Source organism: Paenibacillus sp. FSL F4-0122 (assembly GCF_038002845.1).
In the GTDB taxonomy this organism is placed as follows: domain Bacteria; phylum Bacillota; class Bacilli; order Paenibacillales; family Paenibacillaceae; genus Paenibacillus_AQ; species Paenibacillus_AQ odorifer.
Window position 1 is genome coordinate 2,240,384 of sequence record NZ_JBBODI010000001.1, and the last position, 17,225, is coordinate 2,257,608.

At 46.5% G+C, this 17,225-nt stretch carries 16 protein-coding genes and 1 rRNA gene; all 17 read right to left on the bottom strand.

All coding sequences use genetic code 11. The annotated features are described in order from the left end of the window. Positions 1-92: 92 nt before the first annotated feature. Positions 93-1,650 (bottom strand): 16S ribosomal RNA (locus MHH49_RS09515). A 406-nt stretch (positions 1,651-2,056) separates the two neighbouring features. After that, positions 2,057-3,574, bottom strand: a complete 1,518-nt coding sequence (lysS, locus tag MHH49_RS09520; RefSeq protein WP_038573979.1) for a lysine--tRNA ligase — start codon at positions 3,572-3,574, stop codon at positions 2,057-2,059. Between the two features lie 248 nt (positions 3,575-3,822). After that, positions 3,823-4,302, bottom strand: coding sequence for a transcription elongation factor GreA (greA, locus tag MHH49_RS09525; RefSeq protein WP_036678719.1), 480 nt, complete (start codon positions 4,300-4,302; stop codon positions 3,823-3,825). Positions 4,303-4,503: 201 nt separating this feature from the next. Next, on the bottom strand, positions 4,504-5,520 hold the full coding sequence (dusB, locus tag MHH49_RS09530) for a tRNA dihydrouridine synthase DusB (protein WP_036678722.1): 1,017 nt from the start codon (positions 5,518-5,520) through the stop codon (positions 4,504-4,506). 33 nt (positions 5,521-5,553) lie between these two features. Continuing rightward, positions 5,554-5,763: a helix-turn-helix domain-containing protein gene (locus tag MHH49_RS09535; protein ID WP_076099929.1), complete on the bottom strand. Its 210-nt coding sequence runs from the start codon at positions 5,761-5,763 to the stop codon at positions 5,554-5,556. Then, the gene (folK, locus tag MHH49_RS09540; protein WP_036678725.1) at positions 5,715-6,266 is read right to left on the bottom strand and encodes a 2-amino-4-hydroxy-6-hydroxymethyldihydropteridine diphosphokinase; all 552 of its coding nucleotides are present in this window, start codon (positions 6,264-6,266) and stop codon (positions 5,715-5,717) included. The genes MHH49_RS09535 and folK overlap by 49 nt, the downstream gene beginning before the upstream one ends. 11 nt (positions 6,267-6,277) lie before the next feature. Continuing rightward, the gene (gene folB, locus MHH49_RS09545) at positions 6,278-6,640 is read right to left on the bottom strand and encodes a dihydroneopterin aldolase (RefSeq protein ID WP_036678726.1); all 363 of its coding nucleotides are present in this window, start codon (positions 6,638-6,640) and stop codon (positions 6,278-6,280) included. 30 nt (positions 6,641-6,670) lie between these two features. Beyond that, positions 6,671-7,528, bottom strand: coding sequence for a dihydropteroate synthase (gene folP, locus MHH49_RS09550; protein WP_076099927.1), 858 nt, complete (start codon positions 7,526-7,528; stop codon positions 6,671-6,673). Next, on the bottom strand, positions 7,525-8,406 hold the full coding sequence (locus MHH49_RS09555; protein ID WP_076099925.1) for an aminotransferase class IV: 882 nt from the start codon (positions 8,404-8,406) through the stop codon (positions 7,525-7,527). Before MHH49_RS09555 ends, folP begins: the two co-directional genes overlap by 4 nt. Beyond that, positions 8,403-8,984 (bottom strand): aminodeoxychorismate/anthranilate synthase component II, encoded by a 582-nt coding sequence (pabA, locus tag MHH49_RS09560; protein ID WP_036678733.1) that lies wholly within the window; start codon positions 8,982-8,984, stop codon positions 8,403-8,405. The genes MHH49_RS09555 and pabA overlap by 4 nt, the downstream gene beginning before the upstream one ends. Further along, positions 8,981-10,594, bottom strand: a complete 1,614-nt coding sequence (locus MHH49_RS09565; RefSeq protein ID WP_076105851.1) for an anthranilate synthase component I family protein — start codon at positions 10,592-10,594, stop codon at positions 8,981-8,983. Before MHH49_RS09565 ends, pabA begins: the two co-directional genes overlap by 4 nt. A 404-nt stretch (positions 10,595-10,998) precedes the next feature. Next, positions 10,999-11,937 (bottom strand): cysteine synthase A, encoded by a 939-nt coding sequence (gene cysK / locus MHH49_RS09570; RefSeq protein ID WP_036678737.1) that lies wholly within the window; start codon positions 11,935-11,937, stop codon positions 10,999-11,001. A gap of 141 nt (positions 11,938-12,078) precedes the next feature. Further along, positions 12,079-13,023 (bottom strand): peptidylprolyl isomerase, encoded by a 945-nt coding sequence (locus MHH49_RS09575; protein ID WP_081382530.1) that lies wholly within the window; start codon positions 13,021-13,023, stop codon positions 12,079-12,081. 9 nt (positions 13,024-13,032) lie between these two features. Continuing rightward, positions 13,033-13,917 carry an Hsp33 family molecular chaperone HslO gene (gene hslO / locus MHH49_RS09580; protein WP_076099920.1) on the bottom strand — a complete coding sequence of 295 codons (885 nt, stop codon included), beginning with the start codon at positions 13,915-13,917 and terminating at the stop codon, positions 13,033-13,035. A 48-nt stretch (positions 13,918-13,965) separates the two neighbouring features. Further along, complete coding sequence (locus MHH49_RS09585) at positions 13,966-14,733, bottom strand: type III pantothenate kinase (protein ID WP_036678745.1); 768 nt, start codon at positions 14,731-14,733, stop codon at positions 13,966-13,968. Beyond that, complete coding sequence (nadC, locus tag MHH49_RS09590; RefSeq protein ID WP_036678747.1) at positions 14,730-15,605, bottom strand: carboxylating nicotinate-nucleotide diphosphorylase; 876 nt, start codon at positions 15,603-15,605, stop codon at positions 14,730-14,732. The genes MHH49_RS09585 and nadC overlap by 4 nt, the downstream gene beginning before the upstream one ends. Further along, entirely contained in the window at positions 15,595-17,211 is a 1,617-nt protein-coding gene (nadB, locus tag MHH49_RS09595; protein WP_036678750.1) for an L-aspartate oxidase, read from the bottom strand. The genes nadC and nadB overlap by 11 nt, the downstream gene beginning before the upstream one ends. Positions 17,212-17,225: the final 14 nt, after the last annotated feature.

Genomic DNA, 17,225 nt, shown 5'->3' on the forward strand with positions numbered 1-17,225 from the left:
TGAGCAACGAGTGAGTAACAGGCCTAAACCTGAGTTTTGGAAGCTTAGCTTCCGATTTGAATGTCCTCATTGCAGAGAACGATTCTCCATAGAAAGGAGGTGATCCAGCCGCACCTTCCGATACGGCTACCTTGTTACGACTTCACCCCAATCATCTACCCCACCTTCGGCGGCTGGCTCCCTTGCGGGTTACCCCACCGACTTCGGGTGTTGTAAACTCTCGTGGTGTGACGGGCGGTGTGTACAAGACCCGGGAACGTATTCACCGCGGCATGCTGATCCGCGATTACTAGCAATTCCGACTTCATGCAGGCGAGTTGCAGCCTGCAATCCGAACTGAGACCGGCTTTGATGGGATTGGCTCCACCTCGCGGCTTCGCTTCCCGTTGTACCGGCCATTGTAGTACGTGTGTAGCCCAGGTCATAAGGGGCATGATGATTTGACGTCATCCCCACCTTCCTCCGGTTTGTCACCGGCAGTCACTCTAGAGTGCCCAGCATTACCTGCTGGCAACTAAAGTTAAGGGTTGCGCTCGTTGCGGGACTTAACCCAACATCTCACGACACGAGCTGACGACAACCATGCACCACCTGTCTCCTCTGTCCCGAAGGCCGCTGCTATCTCTAGCAGATTCAGAGGGATGTCAAGACCTGGTAAGGTTCTTCGCGTTGCTTCGAATTAAACCACATACTCCACTGCTTGTGCGGGTCCCCGTCAATTCCTTTGAGTTTCAGTCTTGCGACCGTACTCCCCAGGCGGAGTGCTTACTGTGTTAACTTCGGCACCAAGGGTATCGAAACCCCTAACACCTAGCACTCATCGTTTACGGCGTGGACTACCAGGGTATCTAATCCTGTTTGCTCCCCACGCTTTCGCGCCTCAGCGTCAGTTACAGCCCAGAAAGTCGCCTTCGCCACTGGTGTTCCTCCACATATCTACGCATTTCACCGCTACACGTGGAATTCCACTTTCCTCTTCTGTACTCAAGCCACCCAGTTTCCAGTGCGACCTCAGGTTGAGCCCAAGGTTTAAACACCAGACTTAAATAGCCGCCTGCGCGCGCTTTACGCCCAATAATTCCGGACAACGCTTGCCCCCTACGTATTACCGCGGCTGCTGGCACGTAGTTAGCCGGGGCTTTCTTCTCAGGTACCGTCACTCCGGTAGCAGTTACTCTACCGGACGTTCTTCCCTGGCAACAGAGCTTTACGATCCGAAAACCTTCATCACTCACGCGGCGTTGCTCCGTCAGGCTTTCGCCCATTGCGGAAGATTCCCTACTGCTGCCTCCCGTAGGAGTCTGGGCCGTGTCTCAGTCCCAGTGTGGCCGTTCACCCTCTCAGGTCGGCTACGCATCGTCGCCTTGGTGGGCCGTTACCCCACCAACTAGCTAATGCGCCGCAGGCCCATCCCTCAGTGACAGATTGCTCCGTCTTTCATTCTTCTCTCAGGAGAAAAAAGAAATTATCCGGTATTAGCTACCGTTTCCGGTAGTTATCCCAGTCTGAAGGGCAGGTTGCCTACGTGTTACTCACCCGTCCGCCGCTAAGTTATTTTGAAAGCAAGCTTTCAAAATGACTCCGCTCGACTTGCATGTATTAGGCACGCCGCCAGCGTTCGTCCTGAGCCAGGATCAAACTCTCCAATTAGTATTGAAAAGAGCGATATGCTCATTTTGAAACATCTGACGAGAAAATTAATTCTCTAATTTTGGATATCACTTGCGTGATTTCCTACTCACTCGTTGTTCAGTTTTCAAAGATCAAGTTCTCGTTGGCGCCGTTTAATGTCTCAGCAGCAACTCTTATACTATATCATGTTCGGCTATTTAATGTCAAGCTCTTTTTTTAACTTCTTTTTCGAGCTCGGCATGTGTATTTCTTGGCCGGACTTAGAATATATCATGTATAGAGATTCATTGCAAGAGTTTTTTTGAAACTAATATTAAATCTCTACATTCTATAGGAGCAATGAAGTGAAAGCACCGCTTCTAATCAACAGTAGCCAAGAGAACTGTCCTTAGACAGCTCCCTTAAGCCCTGTGTTGTATAGATACTATTCAGTACGGTTACGCATATGTGGAAACAGCAATACATCGCGAATCGATGCAGAATTGGTAAGCAGCATGATCAGACGGTCTACGCCGATTCCCAGTCCGCCAGTAGGTGGCATACCATATTCCAGGGCGCGGATGAAATCATCGTCCATCTCATGAGCTTCGTCATTACCTTGCTCTTTCTCCTGGATCTGTGCCTCAAAGCGTTGACGTTGGTCAATCGGATCATTCAATTCACTAAATGCATTAGCGTGCTCACGACCCACAATAAACAGCTCAAAACGATCGGTAAAGCGTGGATCCTCATCGTTTTTCTTCGCAAGTGGTGAAATTTCAACAGGGTGTCCCATTACAAAGGTTGGCTGAATTAGAGTTTCCTCTACAAATTGCTCGAAGAAAGCGTTAAGGATATGACCGAACGTCATATGTTTCTCAACAGGCACACGATGTTCTTTTGCCAAAGCTTGTGCTTCGTCATCTGTCATGTGAACACTGAAATCAACACCGGTTACTTCTTTAACAGCATCAACCATAGTTACACGACGCCATCCTGGAGACAGATTTACCTCTTTGCCTTGGTAATCCAGCAGTTGTGTACCTAATACCTCTTGGGCAATATGTGCAATCATATTCTCCGTGAGATTCATGATGTCCTTGTAGTCAGCATATGCTTCGTACAACTCAATCATAGTAAACTCTGGATTATGACGAGTCGACATTCCCTCGTTACGGTATACACGGCCGATTTCGTACACTTTTTCCAAACCGCCAACAATAAGGCGTTTCAAGTGAAGCTCGATAGCAATCCGCATATACAGCTGCATTTCAAGTGTGTTGTGGTAAGTAATAAACGGACGCGCAGCTGCTCCGCCGGCGATCGTATGAAGTGTAGGTGTTTCAACTTCAAGATAACCAAGTGAATCCAAATAGCGACGCATCGATTGAATAATTCTTGAACGGGCAATAAAGGTCTGTTGAACTTCCGGATTAATAATCAAATCAACATAGCGCTGGCGATAACGCAGTTCTACATCTTTAAGACCATGATATTTCTCAGGAAGTGGCAGCAGGGATTTGGACAAGACTTCGAGATTATGCACTTTGATGGAGGTCTCGCCTGTTTTGGTTTTGAATACTGTTCCACGAACGCCAATAATATCTCCCAGATCGAGAACATTAAACGCCGCGTATTGAGTTTCAGGAATGCTGTCTTGACGAACATAAAGCTGAATTCTTCCACTAAGGTCCTGGATATGCGCAAAGCTGGCTTTACCCATAACGCGTTTTGCCATAATACGTCCAGCAATGCTCACTTCAACAGAAAGCTCGTCCAATTCCTCTTTGGAAAGTCCATCATACTTAGCTACGATATCGCCAGCGTTAGCTGTGCGCTCGTATTTTTTGCCAAAAGGATCAATACCAAGTCCTCTTAGCTCGTCCAGTTTGGCACGGCGGATCTGCAAAAGCTCACTAAGTTCGTTCTCTGCATTGTCCACATTGTTCATTTCCTCGGTCATGCGATTCATCCCCTTATAACTCAGTAATATCATATACACAAGAAGAAACGGCTCCGTCTCCATAGTTAGAGGACAGTCCCGTTCCAGCTCAAAATATAAGCAGTTTGTTTTACCTATCGTTTCTGGATGATTTGAAAAAAGCTTCCCTAAGGAAGCTTTCCCAAACATGTTCCCTTATCTACCTATGTACAGTGAAATGACTAATACATACGGCAGCACATCTATTTACAGACATTAAGGTCTGTATATTACTTCATTCTGATATCGAGAATTTTATATTGAATAACTCCTGCAGGTGTAGAAACATCAACAACCGTACCTATTTTTTTCCCGATAATAGCTTTGCCTACCGGACTTTCATTGGAAATCTTGTTATTCAGTGGATCAGACTCTGCTGTACCTACGATCGTATACTCCATAGTGTCCCCATATTCCAAATCCTCGACACTTACAGTAACACCAATACTTACTACGTCAGTAACGATCTCGTCGCTATTGATGATACGCGCGTTGCGAAGCATCTTCTCCAAAGTTAGAACGCGTCCTTCGATAAAAGCTTGCTCATTCTTCGCGTCTTCATACTCCGAGTTCTCACTGATATCTCCGTAGCCAATCGCTACCTTAATCCGTTCAGCAACCTCACGGCGTTTTACGGATTTGAGGGTCTCCAGCTCATCTTCCAGACGTTTTAGCCCGTCCGGCGTAAGGATGACTTCTTTATCGCTCATCTCAACCGATTCTCCTGTCGTATACAATTATTGAAAACACCATACTATATGCTAATCTAGAAGGATAAGAACCCTCCCTGCTGCATTGCTCTTACTGTAACGGCGATTTTATACTGTGAAATTATATTGGAACCGCTACAAAATGTCAATGACACCACATATAAAGTCAGATGTGTTCAAATATCAGCAGAAAAAAGGTGATTATACAGCAGAAGAAGACATTTCAATGCCCTTGCTCTCTTCTTCATGCTTTAATTGAACGACAAAATCATTCAATATCCTCACCATTCCATCGCGTTTTGTTTCTGTCATGAGAACATCCTTCACTCTAGCGGCAGCCTTCAAGCCTTTTAAGTACCAGGCCATATGCTTACGCATCTCACGGACAGCTACAGCTTCTCCCTTAAGAGCTACCAGTCGATCCATATGAAGAATAGCAACCTTAATCTTCTCATCCAAGCCAGGTTCAGGCATAAGCTCGCCGGTGCTCAAATATTGAATCGTACGATACAACATCCAAGGATTGCCGAGTGCTCCACGCCCGATCATTACGCCATCGCAGCCAGTCTGATCCAACATAGCCCGAGCATCTTCAGGTGTATTAACATCCCCGTTGCCAATAACAGGAATAGAAACTGCTTCTTTTGCCATCTTGATATAGTTCCAGTCCGCATGGCCTGTGTAAAGCTGCTCCCGGGTACGACCGTGTACGCTGACAGCCTTACCCCCGGCACGTTCAACCGCACGCGCATTATCTTCGACAAAAATATGCTCGCTATCCCAGCCAATCCGCATTTTCACGGTTACGGGTTTATCGACAACATCGACAACCGCAGAGACCATTTCATAGATTTTGTCGGGATTCAAAAGCCAGCGGGCTCCCGCATCACATTTAGTTACTTTAGGCACTGGGCATCCCATATTGATATCGATAATATCAGCATTGGTTTCTTTATCAACCACTTTTGCTGCTTGCACCAGTGATTCTCTATCCCCGCCAAAAATCTGCAAACTAAGCGGTTTCTCCCGTTCATCTACAAACAACATTTCGCGAGTACGTGTATTTCCGTGAATAATGGCCTTATCGCTTACCATTTCCGCACAGACCAGACCTGTACCAAATTCCTTAGCGATCAGACGAAAAGCCGGATTGCACACGCCAGCCATAGGTGCCAGAACAACCTGATTTTTCATCTCGATATCGCCAATCTTCAGCATTCGTATCACTTCCTGCCTTTTAATTCTTAAAAATTATGAGTTGGGATCCACAAGCTCTTCTGTTGTAACCCCTAGGACATTCGCAATTTTATCTAAAATTTGATCTTCTAATCGTCTGTTACCCCTCTCGACTGCACCAAGCACAGCCAAGGAAATTCCGGCAAGATCCGCAAGATCCTGTTGAGTATACCCTTTTAGCTTACGGAATGCCCTGACCCTCCGTCCCAAACGCTTGTTGTCCACAACCGAATTCCTTCCTTCCCGTCTATGTCTTGAAGCGCTGCTGTAATCAGCTTGCGAAGTCCGGAAGATTGTTCATTCTGTGGAACGATGTCACTGAGCGGAAACAATACAAAAGCACGCTCTAACATGCGTGGATGCGGTAACGTTAAATGTGGTGTATCGAGCACCTGACCCTCAACCCACAACAAATCCAAATCTACCGTTCTCGGTCCATAGCGGATATCCCGGATACGACCCAACTGCGTTTCAATCCCCAACATCACTTCCAGCAAGGACTCGGGCGCAAGTGTCGTTCGCAAAGCTGCTGCCATATTGAGAAACTGCGGCTGATCTAAATAACCTACTGGCTCTGTCTCGTAAACTTTGGAGCAGCGGACCACAGATATTTCATCATGAGCGTCCAGTCTGTTCAAAGCCTCTGACAGTGTACCCTCGCGGTCACCCAAATTAGCCCCTAAAGCAATATAAGCCTCTGATTCTTCAGAGGTGGAATGTATATTCATGGACCTTGTTCTCACTTTCTAGTTCTGCGCAGCTCTACAGTCACTCCCTGAAAATGAATGTCGAAAGGCGGATGGGGTTTAGTTACCTTAACCGTTACTGCATTGATAACAGTATAAGTGTCCAGTACGGAGGATGCAATATATTCTGCCAAAGCTTCGATCAACTTAAAAGACTTTATTTCGACAATGTTTTTGACTAATTCATGAACTTCAGCATAATTCACGGTTTGACTCAAATCATCATTCAAGCCCGCACCCTGCAAATCAAGCTCCAGCTCTAAATCAATGTAAAAACGTTGTCCCAGCTTACGTTCTTCCTCAAATACACCGTGGTATCCGTAATATTCCATGCGATGCATTGTCATTTTATCCATGATTAATCCGCCCTTTTTCGTAAAATATAGCTATTCACGCACCACTGGAGGTGCAGCATACAACATCGCATCACACATCTTAACCGTTCGTTTAATCAGAGATACATCATGTACACGTACGATCTGGCAACCCTGAGCTATCCCAAAAGCTACTGTAGCTGCGGTGCCTTCCACAACATCATCAGACGGCAAATCAAGTACCGTGCGGATGAATTTTTTGCGGGAAGTCGCCAGTAACAACGGATAACCTAACTCAGTCAACCCGTCTAAAAGCGTCATTGCCTGCAGGTTTTCATTATAATCCTTAGCAAAGCCGATACCTGGATCCAATATGATATTGGCCGGCTTAACACCTGCGGCTACCGCAAGATCAATACTTTCCTTAAGGTCAGCCGACATATCCGCACTCAGATTCGTATAATTACGGTCCTGCCGGTTATGCATCAAAATAATAGGACAGTCAGCAGCAGCGGCCACTGCCGCCATTTCCGGATCGGCCTTACAACCCCATATGTCATTAATGATATGGGCACCCGCAGCTATAGCTTGGCGGGCTACTTCAGCTTTATAGGTATCGATAGATAACGGAAGGTGAGGTGCCGCCTTATGAATACTCTCGATCACAGGCAATACACGGGCTAACTCCTCTTCAAGTCCCACCGGTTGATGGCCAGGACGAGTAGATTCACCGCCGATATCAATAATATCAGCACCCTCTGCAGCCATACGCAGCGCATGCTCAACTGCTTTGTCCGGATGATCCCAAAGTCCTCCATCTGAAAAAGAATCAGGGGTCACATTAAGGATGCCCATAATCAATGTTCGATTTCCTAACTCCAAGTCTGTATTTCCACAACGGTATGTCCGCTTAAAGAGGACTGGTCTCATTTCGCAATCGCCGTCCTATCTCTATATAATGAAATCAAGCCAGCAGTAATTGTTCCACACTGGCCAGTACCTATAGTAAATCTTGCATCTCCGTGCCACACCCCAGTAACAGGAACGATTTCTTGTACGGAATTGGTAAGAAACACTTCATCAGCAGCTTTTAACTGCTCCCAGTGATATGTTCCTTCTTCAACACTAAGGCCTGCACTAAGAGCCAGCTCCATTACCATTTCCCGGGTAATTCCCGGAAGTATCCCTGTTGTAAGATCTGGGGTATAGAGCCTGTTGTTTTTTACAAAAAAGATGTTGCTGACAATGCCCTCGGCAATAAATTCTTCTGCCGTCAGCATTAGTCCTTCAGCACCATTTGCCGCAGAAGTATACCCTCTAAGCTCTCGCTTAGCCAGAATGTTATTCATATAATGCAGCGACTTGAATCGCACTGTTCCCTCAGGAGTATTACGCCGCAAGGACAACAGCTGCAGCTCTTTGCCTTCACTATAGAGTTTATCTGGTACTTTCGGCAGCGCTTTGATGTACAACAAATGATTAGGCTTTTGATAATCACCAGCAGGTAATCCGAGAATATCCTCACCGGCTGTTACGGTATAGCGTATATAAGCTTCTTTTAATTCATTTTTGTCCATAACGCGCTTAATCCAGTCAAGTAGATGTGCCGCTTCTGCTTCAAATGGAATGCCCAGTGCCTTGCAACCCTCTGCCATACGCTTCAAATGACGCTCCAGCAAAAAGGGAACTCCCCCATAGGTCCTAAAGGTTTCGAACAAGCCAATGCCGTACAAAAAGCCGTGATCCAAGGTAGAAACCACGGTTTCTCGGGCGTCAATGACACCATTGTTAAATCCTATATATTTCATGCCGTTTCTCCGGCTCTCCGTTTCAAGAAATTACGCAGCATCGTATGACCATGATCCGTAATAATAGATTCCGGGTGGAACTGCACACCTTCAATAGGGTATTCTTTATGGCGCAATGCCATAATCTCCCCTTCTTCAGTCTCAGCCGTAATCTCCAAGCAATCTGGGAGACTCTCCCGCTCTACAATCAGTGAATGATATCGGGTAGCTGTAAATGGAGACTCCAGACCTTCAAAAACTGAGGTCCCGTTATGGTAAATAGGCGATGTCTTCCCATGCATCAAACGCTCAGCACGGATGACATTGCCACCAAATGCTTGTCCAATCGCTTGATGTCCAAGGCATACGCCGAAGATCGGAATGATCCCCTTGAAATGATGCAACAATTCCAGACTAATTCCCGCTTCATTTGGCGTACATGGGCCTGGTGAAATTAGAATATGGTCAGGTGCCAGCTTTTCAATCTCTTCGATGGTAATTTCATCATTGCGGTGCACTTTAACCTCTTCCCCAAGCTCACCTAAATACTGTACGAGGTTATACGTAAAGGAATCATAATTATCGATGACCAAGATCACAGTGCTACTCCCCCTTCGGCTCCGCTGGTAGCTGGCAATTCCTGCTGCAGTTCACTACAGAGTACTGCCTTCACTACCGCTTTGGCTTTATTATGGCATTCACGGTATTCACGGTAGGGATCGGAATCGATCACTATGCCGGCACCTGTCTGAATATATCCGACCCCGTCTTTTACAGCCAGCGTTCTTATAATAATATTTAATTCCATATTGCCGTTATAGTCAATAAAACCCATCGATCCTGTATAGGGTCCACGTCGAACCGGCTCCAATTCTTCAATAATCTCCATTGTCCTTACCTTGGGAGCCCCTGTAATAGTCCCCCCGGGGAATAAAGCTGCAATAACCGCATACGCGTCTTTATCCGGCGCAATCTGGCCCTCTACCTGCGAAACGAGATGCATCACATGAGAGTAGCGCTCCACCGTCATCAGCTCCGGCACGCTGACGGAACCGTATGCAGCGACACGCCCGATGTCGTTGCGTTCCAGATCGACAAGCATGATATGCTCGGCGATCTCTTTTTCGCTCCCGCGAAGCTCCGCCTCCATGGCGGCATCCTCCGCGGGAGTGAGTCCCCGGCGCCGGGTGCCGGCGATTGGCCGGGCGCTCACTTTGTCCCCGTGCAGCTTGACGAGCAGCTCCGGTGAAGCGCTGGACAGCGCGAAGCCGGGCGACCGCAAGAGCCCCATGTACGGGGACGGGTTGAGCTTGCGCAGCCACTCGTAAACATCCTCCGGCGGGGACTTCAGCTGCGCCTCCTGGCGCAGCGAGAGGTTCACTTGGAAGACATCACCTTGGCGGATGTATTCCTGAACGTCCAGCACTGCCTGCTGAAACTTCTCAGGCGAAAAAGCGGAAGCCATGCCCGGCCACTCTCCTGATGAAACTGTAAGGGCCTCAATGCTGCCCACAGCCTCATCATCCAATCCTGCGGCTGAAGATATCAGCTGCCACTGCTCTACCATTTGTCCAGCCTGTTCTATACTGCCAAGATAAAGATTTTGCAGCTCTTCCATCCCACAGTCTGCTGGAACTGGAACGTGAACAGCACAATAAAGCACATGCTCTTCGTGATCATAGATCCATATCTCGTCAAACCTCATAAAAAGAAAATCAGGAAAACCAGGATCATCTTGGGCAAGAGACGGCAATCGTTCCAAAGAACGAACCACATCATAACCAAGGAAACCAATACATCCACCAGAAAAAGGAGGAACATCTTCATCCTTTAACTTAGGCGACGTAAAATCCGACATCCATTGCTGCAGTAGCTCCAGCGGTTGTCCATGCAGTGTTGTTGCCTCAGGTATCCTCTCCTCGTCCACTGATGCTGATTCCAAAGATTCAGTAGGGAAGCTAAATACTTCCGCATTATCCTCCTTGCCCTTCAATATCGAAACAGGGTTCAAGCCCAAGTACGTATAACGGCCACCCTTACCACTTTCTAAAACTACAGAATACTGGGAAGCTAACTCCCAGGCTTTCTCCCAGGACGCGGGTAATTCGTTGGTGCACCGGGGGGATTTTATAATCAAGGGAAACATGCTCCAGTCTTCAGCAGCCCATTGTTCCCACTCGTTCCAGGTTGTTATGATTTCCAAAGCCATCCTCCTAAAAGTTTTGTCTAGCATCATCTTACAGTTTAATCTTCGAGACAAAACTCGCTTCGTAAGCATATGCTTAGTTTTATGAAGCCATTACTTCGTAGACATCACTTCGCAATAAAACTTGCTTCGTAAGCATTTGCTTAGTTTTGTCCAATCATCAGTAGTATATTGCCTGTCAGTATACTGTACTTAAGGCATTATTGAAAAGCCCTCAGCGATAGGAAATTATTATGATTTTTTCGTTTCTGCAAAAACCAGAGCTTTTTTCAACAATAATAAAATTACCACGTCTAGCCTGCCATATATGCACAGTACCTAATGCCTTTTAAATCAACGAAAAGAGTCTCCATCACCACCAAAAAAGTGGTATGAAGACTCTTATAGATTTACGTTATTGCAAACAATTACGCTTCGAAATTGTAAAGTGGTGTGCTCAGGTAACGTTCGCCGTTACTTGGGATAATGACTACTACTTTTTTGCCAGGGCCTAAATCTTTGGCTACTTTAAGTGCGGCAAATACAGCAGCACCTGAAGAAATACCAGACAAGACGCCTTCTTCTTTAGCTACACGACGTGCAGTTTCGAAAGCTTCATCATTCTCAACGTGGATGATTTCATCATAGATATCTTGGTTCAGAATCTCAGGGATGAAGTTAGCTCCGATACCTTGGATTTTGTGAGGGCCTGGTTTGCCTCCAGCCAAGATTGGGGAAGCAGCAGGCTCCACAGCATAGATCTTAATATCAGGATATTGGCTTTTCAGCACTTCACCCGCACCAGTGATCGTTCCGCCTGTTCCGATACCTGCAATAAAAGCATCCAAAGGACCGCCGATGGATTCAATAGCGTCAATGATTTCAGGTCCAGTAGTCTCACGGTGAATCTTCACGTTCGCTTTATTCTTGAATTGCTCGGATGGGAAATAGCTTGGGTTCTCTTTCAAAATTTCGTCTGCTTTCTTAACCGCACCATTCATACCTTCCGATCCTGGGGTCAGCACCAATTCCGCTCCATATGCGCGAAGGAGATTACGGCGCTCCAAGCTCATTGTTTCCGGCATTACGATAACTGCCTTATAACCTTTAGCAGCAGCTACAAGTGCCAGGCCGATACCAGTGTTACCACTAGTAGCTTCTACAATCGTACCTCCTGGTTTCAGTAGACCTTCACGCTCAGCTTCTTCCACGATGCTGATTGCAATCCGGTCTTTTACGCTTGATCCCGGGTTCTGATATTCCAATTTCAAATAAATATCTGCGGAGCCTTCCTGTGCCAGACGATTCAAACGAACGAGCGGAGTACCTCCGATCAATTCTGTTACGTTGTTAACGACTTTAGCCATGAGCAAAAACCTCCTTAGAATGATAAATGCGATATAAGAACGTAAATTGTGACTTTATGCTTCTGTGTGTGGAGTTTAAATTGTTGACCACCGTCAGTTATTTCCGACTAAAATGGTAGGGTTTACGTTAATATCATATTATCAATCTTGCAGGCTGTTGTCAATATTTATTGACACCTCATATTTATTGCGTAAATTGCTTTCCACCTGCTGCAAGGGAGGGGCTTGCTCCAAAGCCAGCTCTTGACGTACAAGCGCCCGAATTTCTTTCTGATCTGGCATTTCTGGAGAGTGAATACTCTCCAAGCGAATAATGGCGAAGTCTTCCCCTGTCTCGATCGGACCGGCTATATCACCCACATCCAATCCAGCCGCAGTCTTTAACATTCCCTCTGGCCAAAAAGGGTCGTCTTCCTCTACTTTGCCTAAACTGCCTCCATGCTGCCGACTCTCTTCATCAATAGACACTTCCCTAGCCAAATCAGCGAAATCCTCACCCTGTTCCAAGCGATCCATTACCTGCTGACCTTCCTCATAGGATGAAACCTTGACCATAGAAAGCTGCATTTCCTTTTTTGGAACGAAGCGCTCGGCATTTTGCTCTAAATAAGCATCTATATCGGCATCACTGATTGTAATGCCCACCGTGGCTATCGCTTGTAAGGACAGACGATAAGCTGTCTCTGCGAACACTTCCTGACGAGATAATCCCAGCTGAGATTGCATTTGAGCATAATATTGCGCTTCTGATTCGTATCCAACTATAGTGCGTGCCAGTTCCTGCTTAACCTCATCGTCTGTCACAGTAATTCCTAAAGCCTTAGCTTCCATGTCCACGACAATATGGTTAAGCATACTGATTAACACTTCTTCTCCATGCTTTTTTTTGAGCTCATCCATCCACTGCTGATCCGTTATCGGTTGTCCGCCTGCAGTCGCTACATCCGGTGATTCATTGTCTGTTGTATCTCCTTTAAGTAGGGCCATGGCGCGCAAACTCCAGAATAATAGACCCCCGAGCATTAAAGTTGCAACAGCTAGAATAATAACCGTATTGCGAAGTGCACGTTCCTGTCTCGTCATCATCCCAATGCCCTACGAATTCGCTTGTTCTAAAATGACCTGTAAATCGTCCTTATTGAAAACATAAGCCTCATTGCAAAAATGGCATACGACTTCAGCCTGTTCATCTTCTGCAATTAATCTCTCCAGTTCATCCCGCCCTAAGCTAACCAATGTCTGCTCTACCCGCTCACGCGAACACTGACAAGCAAAGATAATATCCAGTTCATCCATAACCACTGCATCCGGCAAAAGGTAGCGCAGCATTTCTTCTGGCTCCAGCCCCTGATCGAGAAGTGCTGTTACAGAAGGCATCGCCCCTACAGCTTTTTCAATCTCAGTAATCTCCGCATCTGTCAGACCAGGAAGAAGTTGAACAATAAACCCTCCAGCCACAATTACCGACTCATCGGTATCTACCAATACACCTAGGCCAACCGCAGCTGGAGTTTGCTCAGAAACCGCAAAATAATAAGTAAAATCATCGCCAAGCTCCCCGGAGATAATAGGAATACTACCTCGGTACGGCTCTTTCATGCCTAAATCTTTTATAACATCAATGAACCCTTCAGTTCCCACCGCTCCAGCTACATCCAGTTTCCCCATACTATTGCTCGGTAAATGAATGTGTGGATTATGCACATAACCACGCACTTCTCCCAATGCATTGGATTCTGCAACGATTTGTCCGATCGGTCCATTCCCTTTAACCATAATACTCAGCTTCTCACTACCCTTGAGCATAGCGCCCATCATGGCTGCAGCGGTAACTGTACGTCCCATTGCGGCTGTAGCCGTTGGATACGTATCGTGTCTGCGTCTCAGTTCTTCAACCAATTCAGTTGTGCGGACAGCAAACGCTCTCACTTTACCATTAAGAGCCGTGCCGCGGATTAGTCGATCCTTCTTTTTTTCCATTGGGTGCATAGCCCTCCTATCTCTTCGCCTTTTTAGGCTTCTTTATCTTTATTGGTTACGATCGTAAATAATTCTTAATCCTTCTAGCGTTAACATAGGATTTACTTCATCAATACAGTCCGTTTCACCCGCAATTAGCGAGGCGAGGCCTCCGGTCGAAATAACCTTCAGTTCGGGAGCGTTCATCTCGACTTTAATTCGTTTAACGATGCCCTCAACCTGACCCGCATAGCCAAAAATAATTCCGGCCTGCATCGCATGCACCGTATTACGCCCGATGACCTTTTTAGGCTTCTCCAATTCAATTCGCGGCAGCTTAGATGCCCGCTGGTATAATGCCTCTGTTGAAATGCCTAGACCAGGAACTATCGCGCCACCAAGATAATTAGCACCTGCATCAATGCAATCAAAAGTCGTAGCCGTACCAAAATCAACAACCACAAGTGGACATTTGTATTGTTCAATCGCAGCAACTGCATTAACAATCCGGTCTGCGCCAATTTCACGCGGATTCTCATAACGTAAGTTAAGCCCCGTCTTAATCCCTGGTCCAACAATCAATGGGTCTTTCCCTATATATTTAATACACATATCCTCAATAGTCTTAACCAGTGGTGGAACAACAGAAGATATAATTACACCTTCAACGTCTTTGACAGATATACCTGACATGTGAAAAAGATTGTGTATCATTACTCCATATTCATCCACGGTCGATTGGCGCGCAGTGCTTAGCCGAAAATGATGCAGCAATTCGCGTTTTCTATATACACCGAGAACAATATTGGTATTACCGATATCGACAGCAAGCATCATGACAAAGGCCCTTCCTTCTTAGCATTAAGGTCTAGACTGATATCCAGACTGGAGAAGGAGTACGTAAGGCGCCCGACAGAAATCACATCCACACCCGTTTCAGCAATCCCGCGTACGGTTTCTAACGATACATTTCCAGAAGCCTCTGTCTTAACATGCGGAGCTTGGGATTTAATCCTAGCCACGGCTTGCTTCATCATATCGTTAGACATGTTATCGAGCATTATAATGTCGGCACCTGCTGCCAGCGCCTCTTCGACTTGCTCTAAATTTTCGGTCTCCACTTCGATGCTCATCGTATGCGGGATGTTCTTCCGAGCACGACCTACAGCCTGCCGAATACCACCCGCGCCTTTGATATGATTATCCTTGATCATAACTGCATCATATAAGCCAAAACGGTGATTAAAGCCTCCACCAATACGAACAGCATATTTCTCAAGCATCCGGTGACCTGGTGTTGTCTTACGTGTATCCACTAAGCGAGTCGGTAATCCCTCCAGCACCTGCACGAAAGAAGCTGTACGTGATGCCACACCCGAAAGACGCTGCATCAAGTTAAGCGCAAGCCGCTCACCTGTTAGAATCGCATGTGTGCTGCCCTCAACCTCAATAATTACAGTCCCTTTGGTTACAGCTTGACCTTCTTCGACAAGGGCTGTAAAACTAAGCGCCGGATCCACAATTTCAAAGACCAGCTCTGCAATTGGGATGCCACAAATTATCCCATCTTCCTTGGCATGAATAATCCCTTTGGACTCATGGCCCACTGGAATCGTCATCTGCGTGGTTACATCTCCGGAACCAACATCTTCCCGCAACCAAGCCTTGATAGATTGTACTAGTTCTTCATTGTAACCATTAAACATCATCGCTTAATTCCTCCACTATTCCCAGTTCGCGAATTTGAAGCAGGTGCTTACGCCACTGATCATCATCCCGCTGCGGATAATCCTCACGGTAATGCGCCCCACGGCTCTCTTCCCGTGCCAGAGCAGACTCTGTCACAAGCAAACAGCAGGTCAGCATATTAGCAAATTCATATTCCTCACGTTTGGACAAAGCTGATCCAAAGATTGGCAGCTGTCGTTTTAATTCATCTAATCCTTTAAGTAACATCTCTTCGTTACGACGTAGTCCGGCATATCGAACCATTACCTTCTGTAGCTTCAAACGACGTTCCACAATAGCTTGAGTTGGCGAATCTACACGGCCCTCGTTACTGATAACCGATAAAATATCACGGTCCAGCGGGGAAAGCTCATGAATCCGATCAATAATACGCTGTCCAAATACAATGGCCTCAGATAAAGAATTACTAGCTAAACGGTTAGCGCCATGCAGGCCTGTGGAGGAAACCTCTCCGCAAGCAAACAGACGCGGGACGGTACTCTCTCCATTCAGATCGGTCTTAATCCCCCCCATCATATAATGCGCAGCAGGAGCCACTGGAATCCAATCACTTGTAATATCCAGTCCATAGCCCATACATGTCTCATATATTGTGGGAAACCGATGCTTCACCATCTCTGGAGATTCATGTGTAATATCCAAATAAACGAACGTTGATTTAGTAAGTTCCATTTCACTTACAATAGCTCGCGCTACAATATCCCGCGGGGCTAGTTCAAGCAGGTTATGATAACGCTCCATGAACCGCTCTCCATTAATATTGCGCAAGACTGCTCCTTCCCCACGCACAGCTTCGGAGATTAAAAATCTAGGAGCTCCTGGGTAACTAAGTGCTGTAGGATGAAATTGAATAAATTCCATATCTCGTATATGAGCACCAGCGCGATAGGCGATCGCTACACCATCTCCTGTAGCTACCTCAGGGTTGGTAGTGTATCGATATAATTGTCCTGCTCCACCAGAGCACAAAATGGTCGCATCCCCTTGCAGGAACAACCGTCCACCACCGGGCCGCTGCAATAATGCGCCTACACATTCGCCACCTTCAGTGATGAGATCGATAACATAATGATCATCCCAGACCTCAATATTCTCATGTTCCGCTACCTGTTCCGCCAATGCACGAACAATCTCATAACCAGTAGCATCCCCATTTGCATGCAAAATACGGCGGTGGCTGTGCGCTCCTTCCTGAGTCAAAGCCAGTACCCCATCTTCCTTATCAAACAGGGTTCCTAAGCGAATTAACTCATGAACGCCTTCCGGCCCTTCATTAACAAGTGCATCGACAGCTGTTGAGGAGCAAAGACCTGCACCGGCCATTAAGGTATCCTGCCGGTGGTATGCAGGGGAATCATCCTCAGCTATAACAGCTGCGATCCCCCCCTGTGCATAGCGAGTATTACTTTCCATTACTGATTTCTTTGTGATCATTATGACACGCCGATCTTCACTGGCTTTAATAGCCGTGAATAATCCGGCAATCCCTGAACCAATAACAATACAATCTGTCTTTACCGTAGGAATATCCCGAAGATCAAAATCAACCAAATATTGTGGAATCATGACCGCTTTTCACC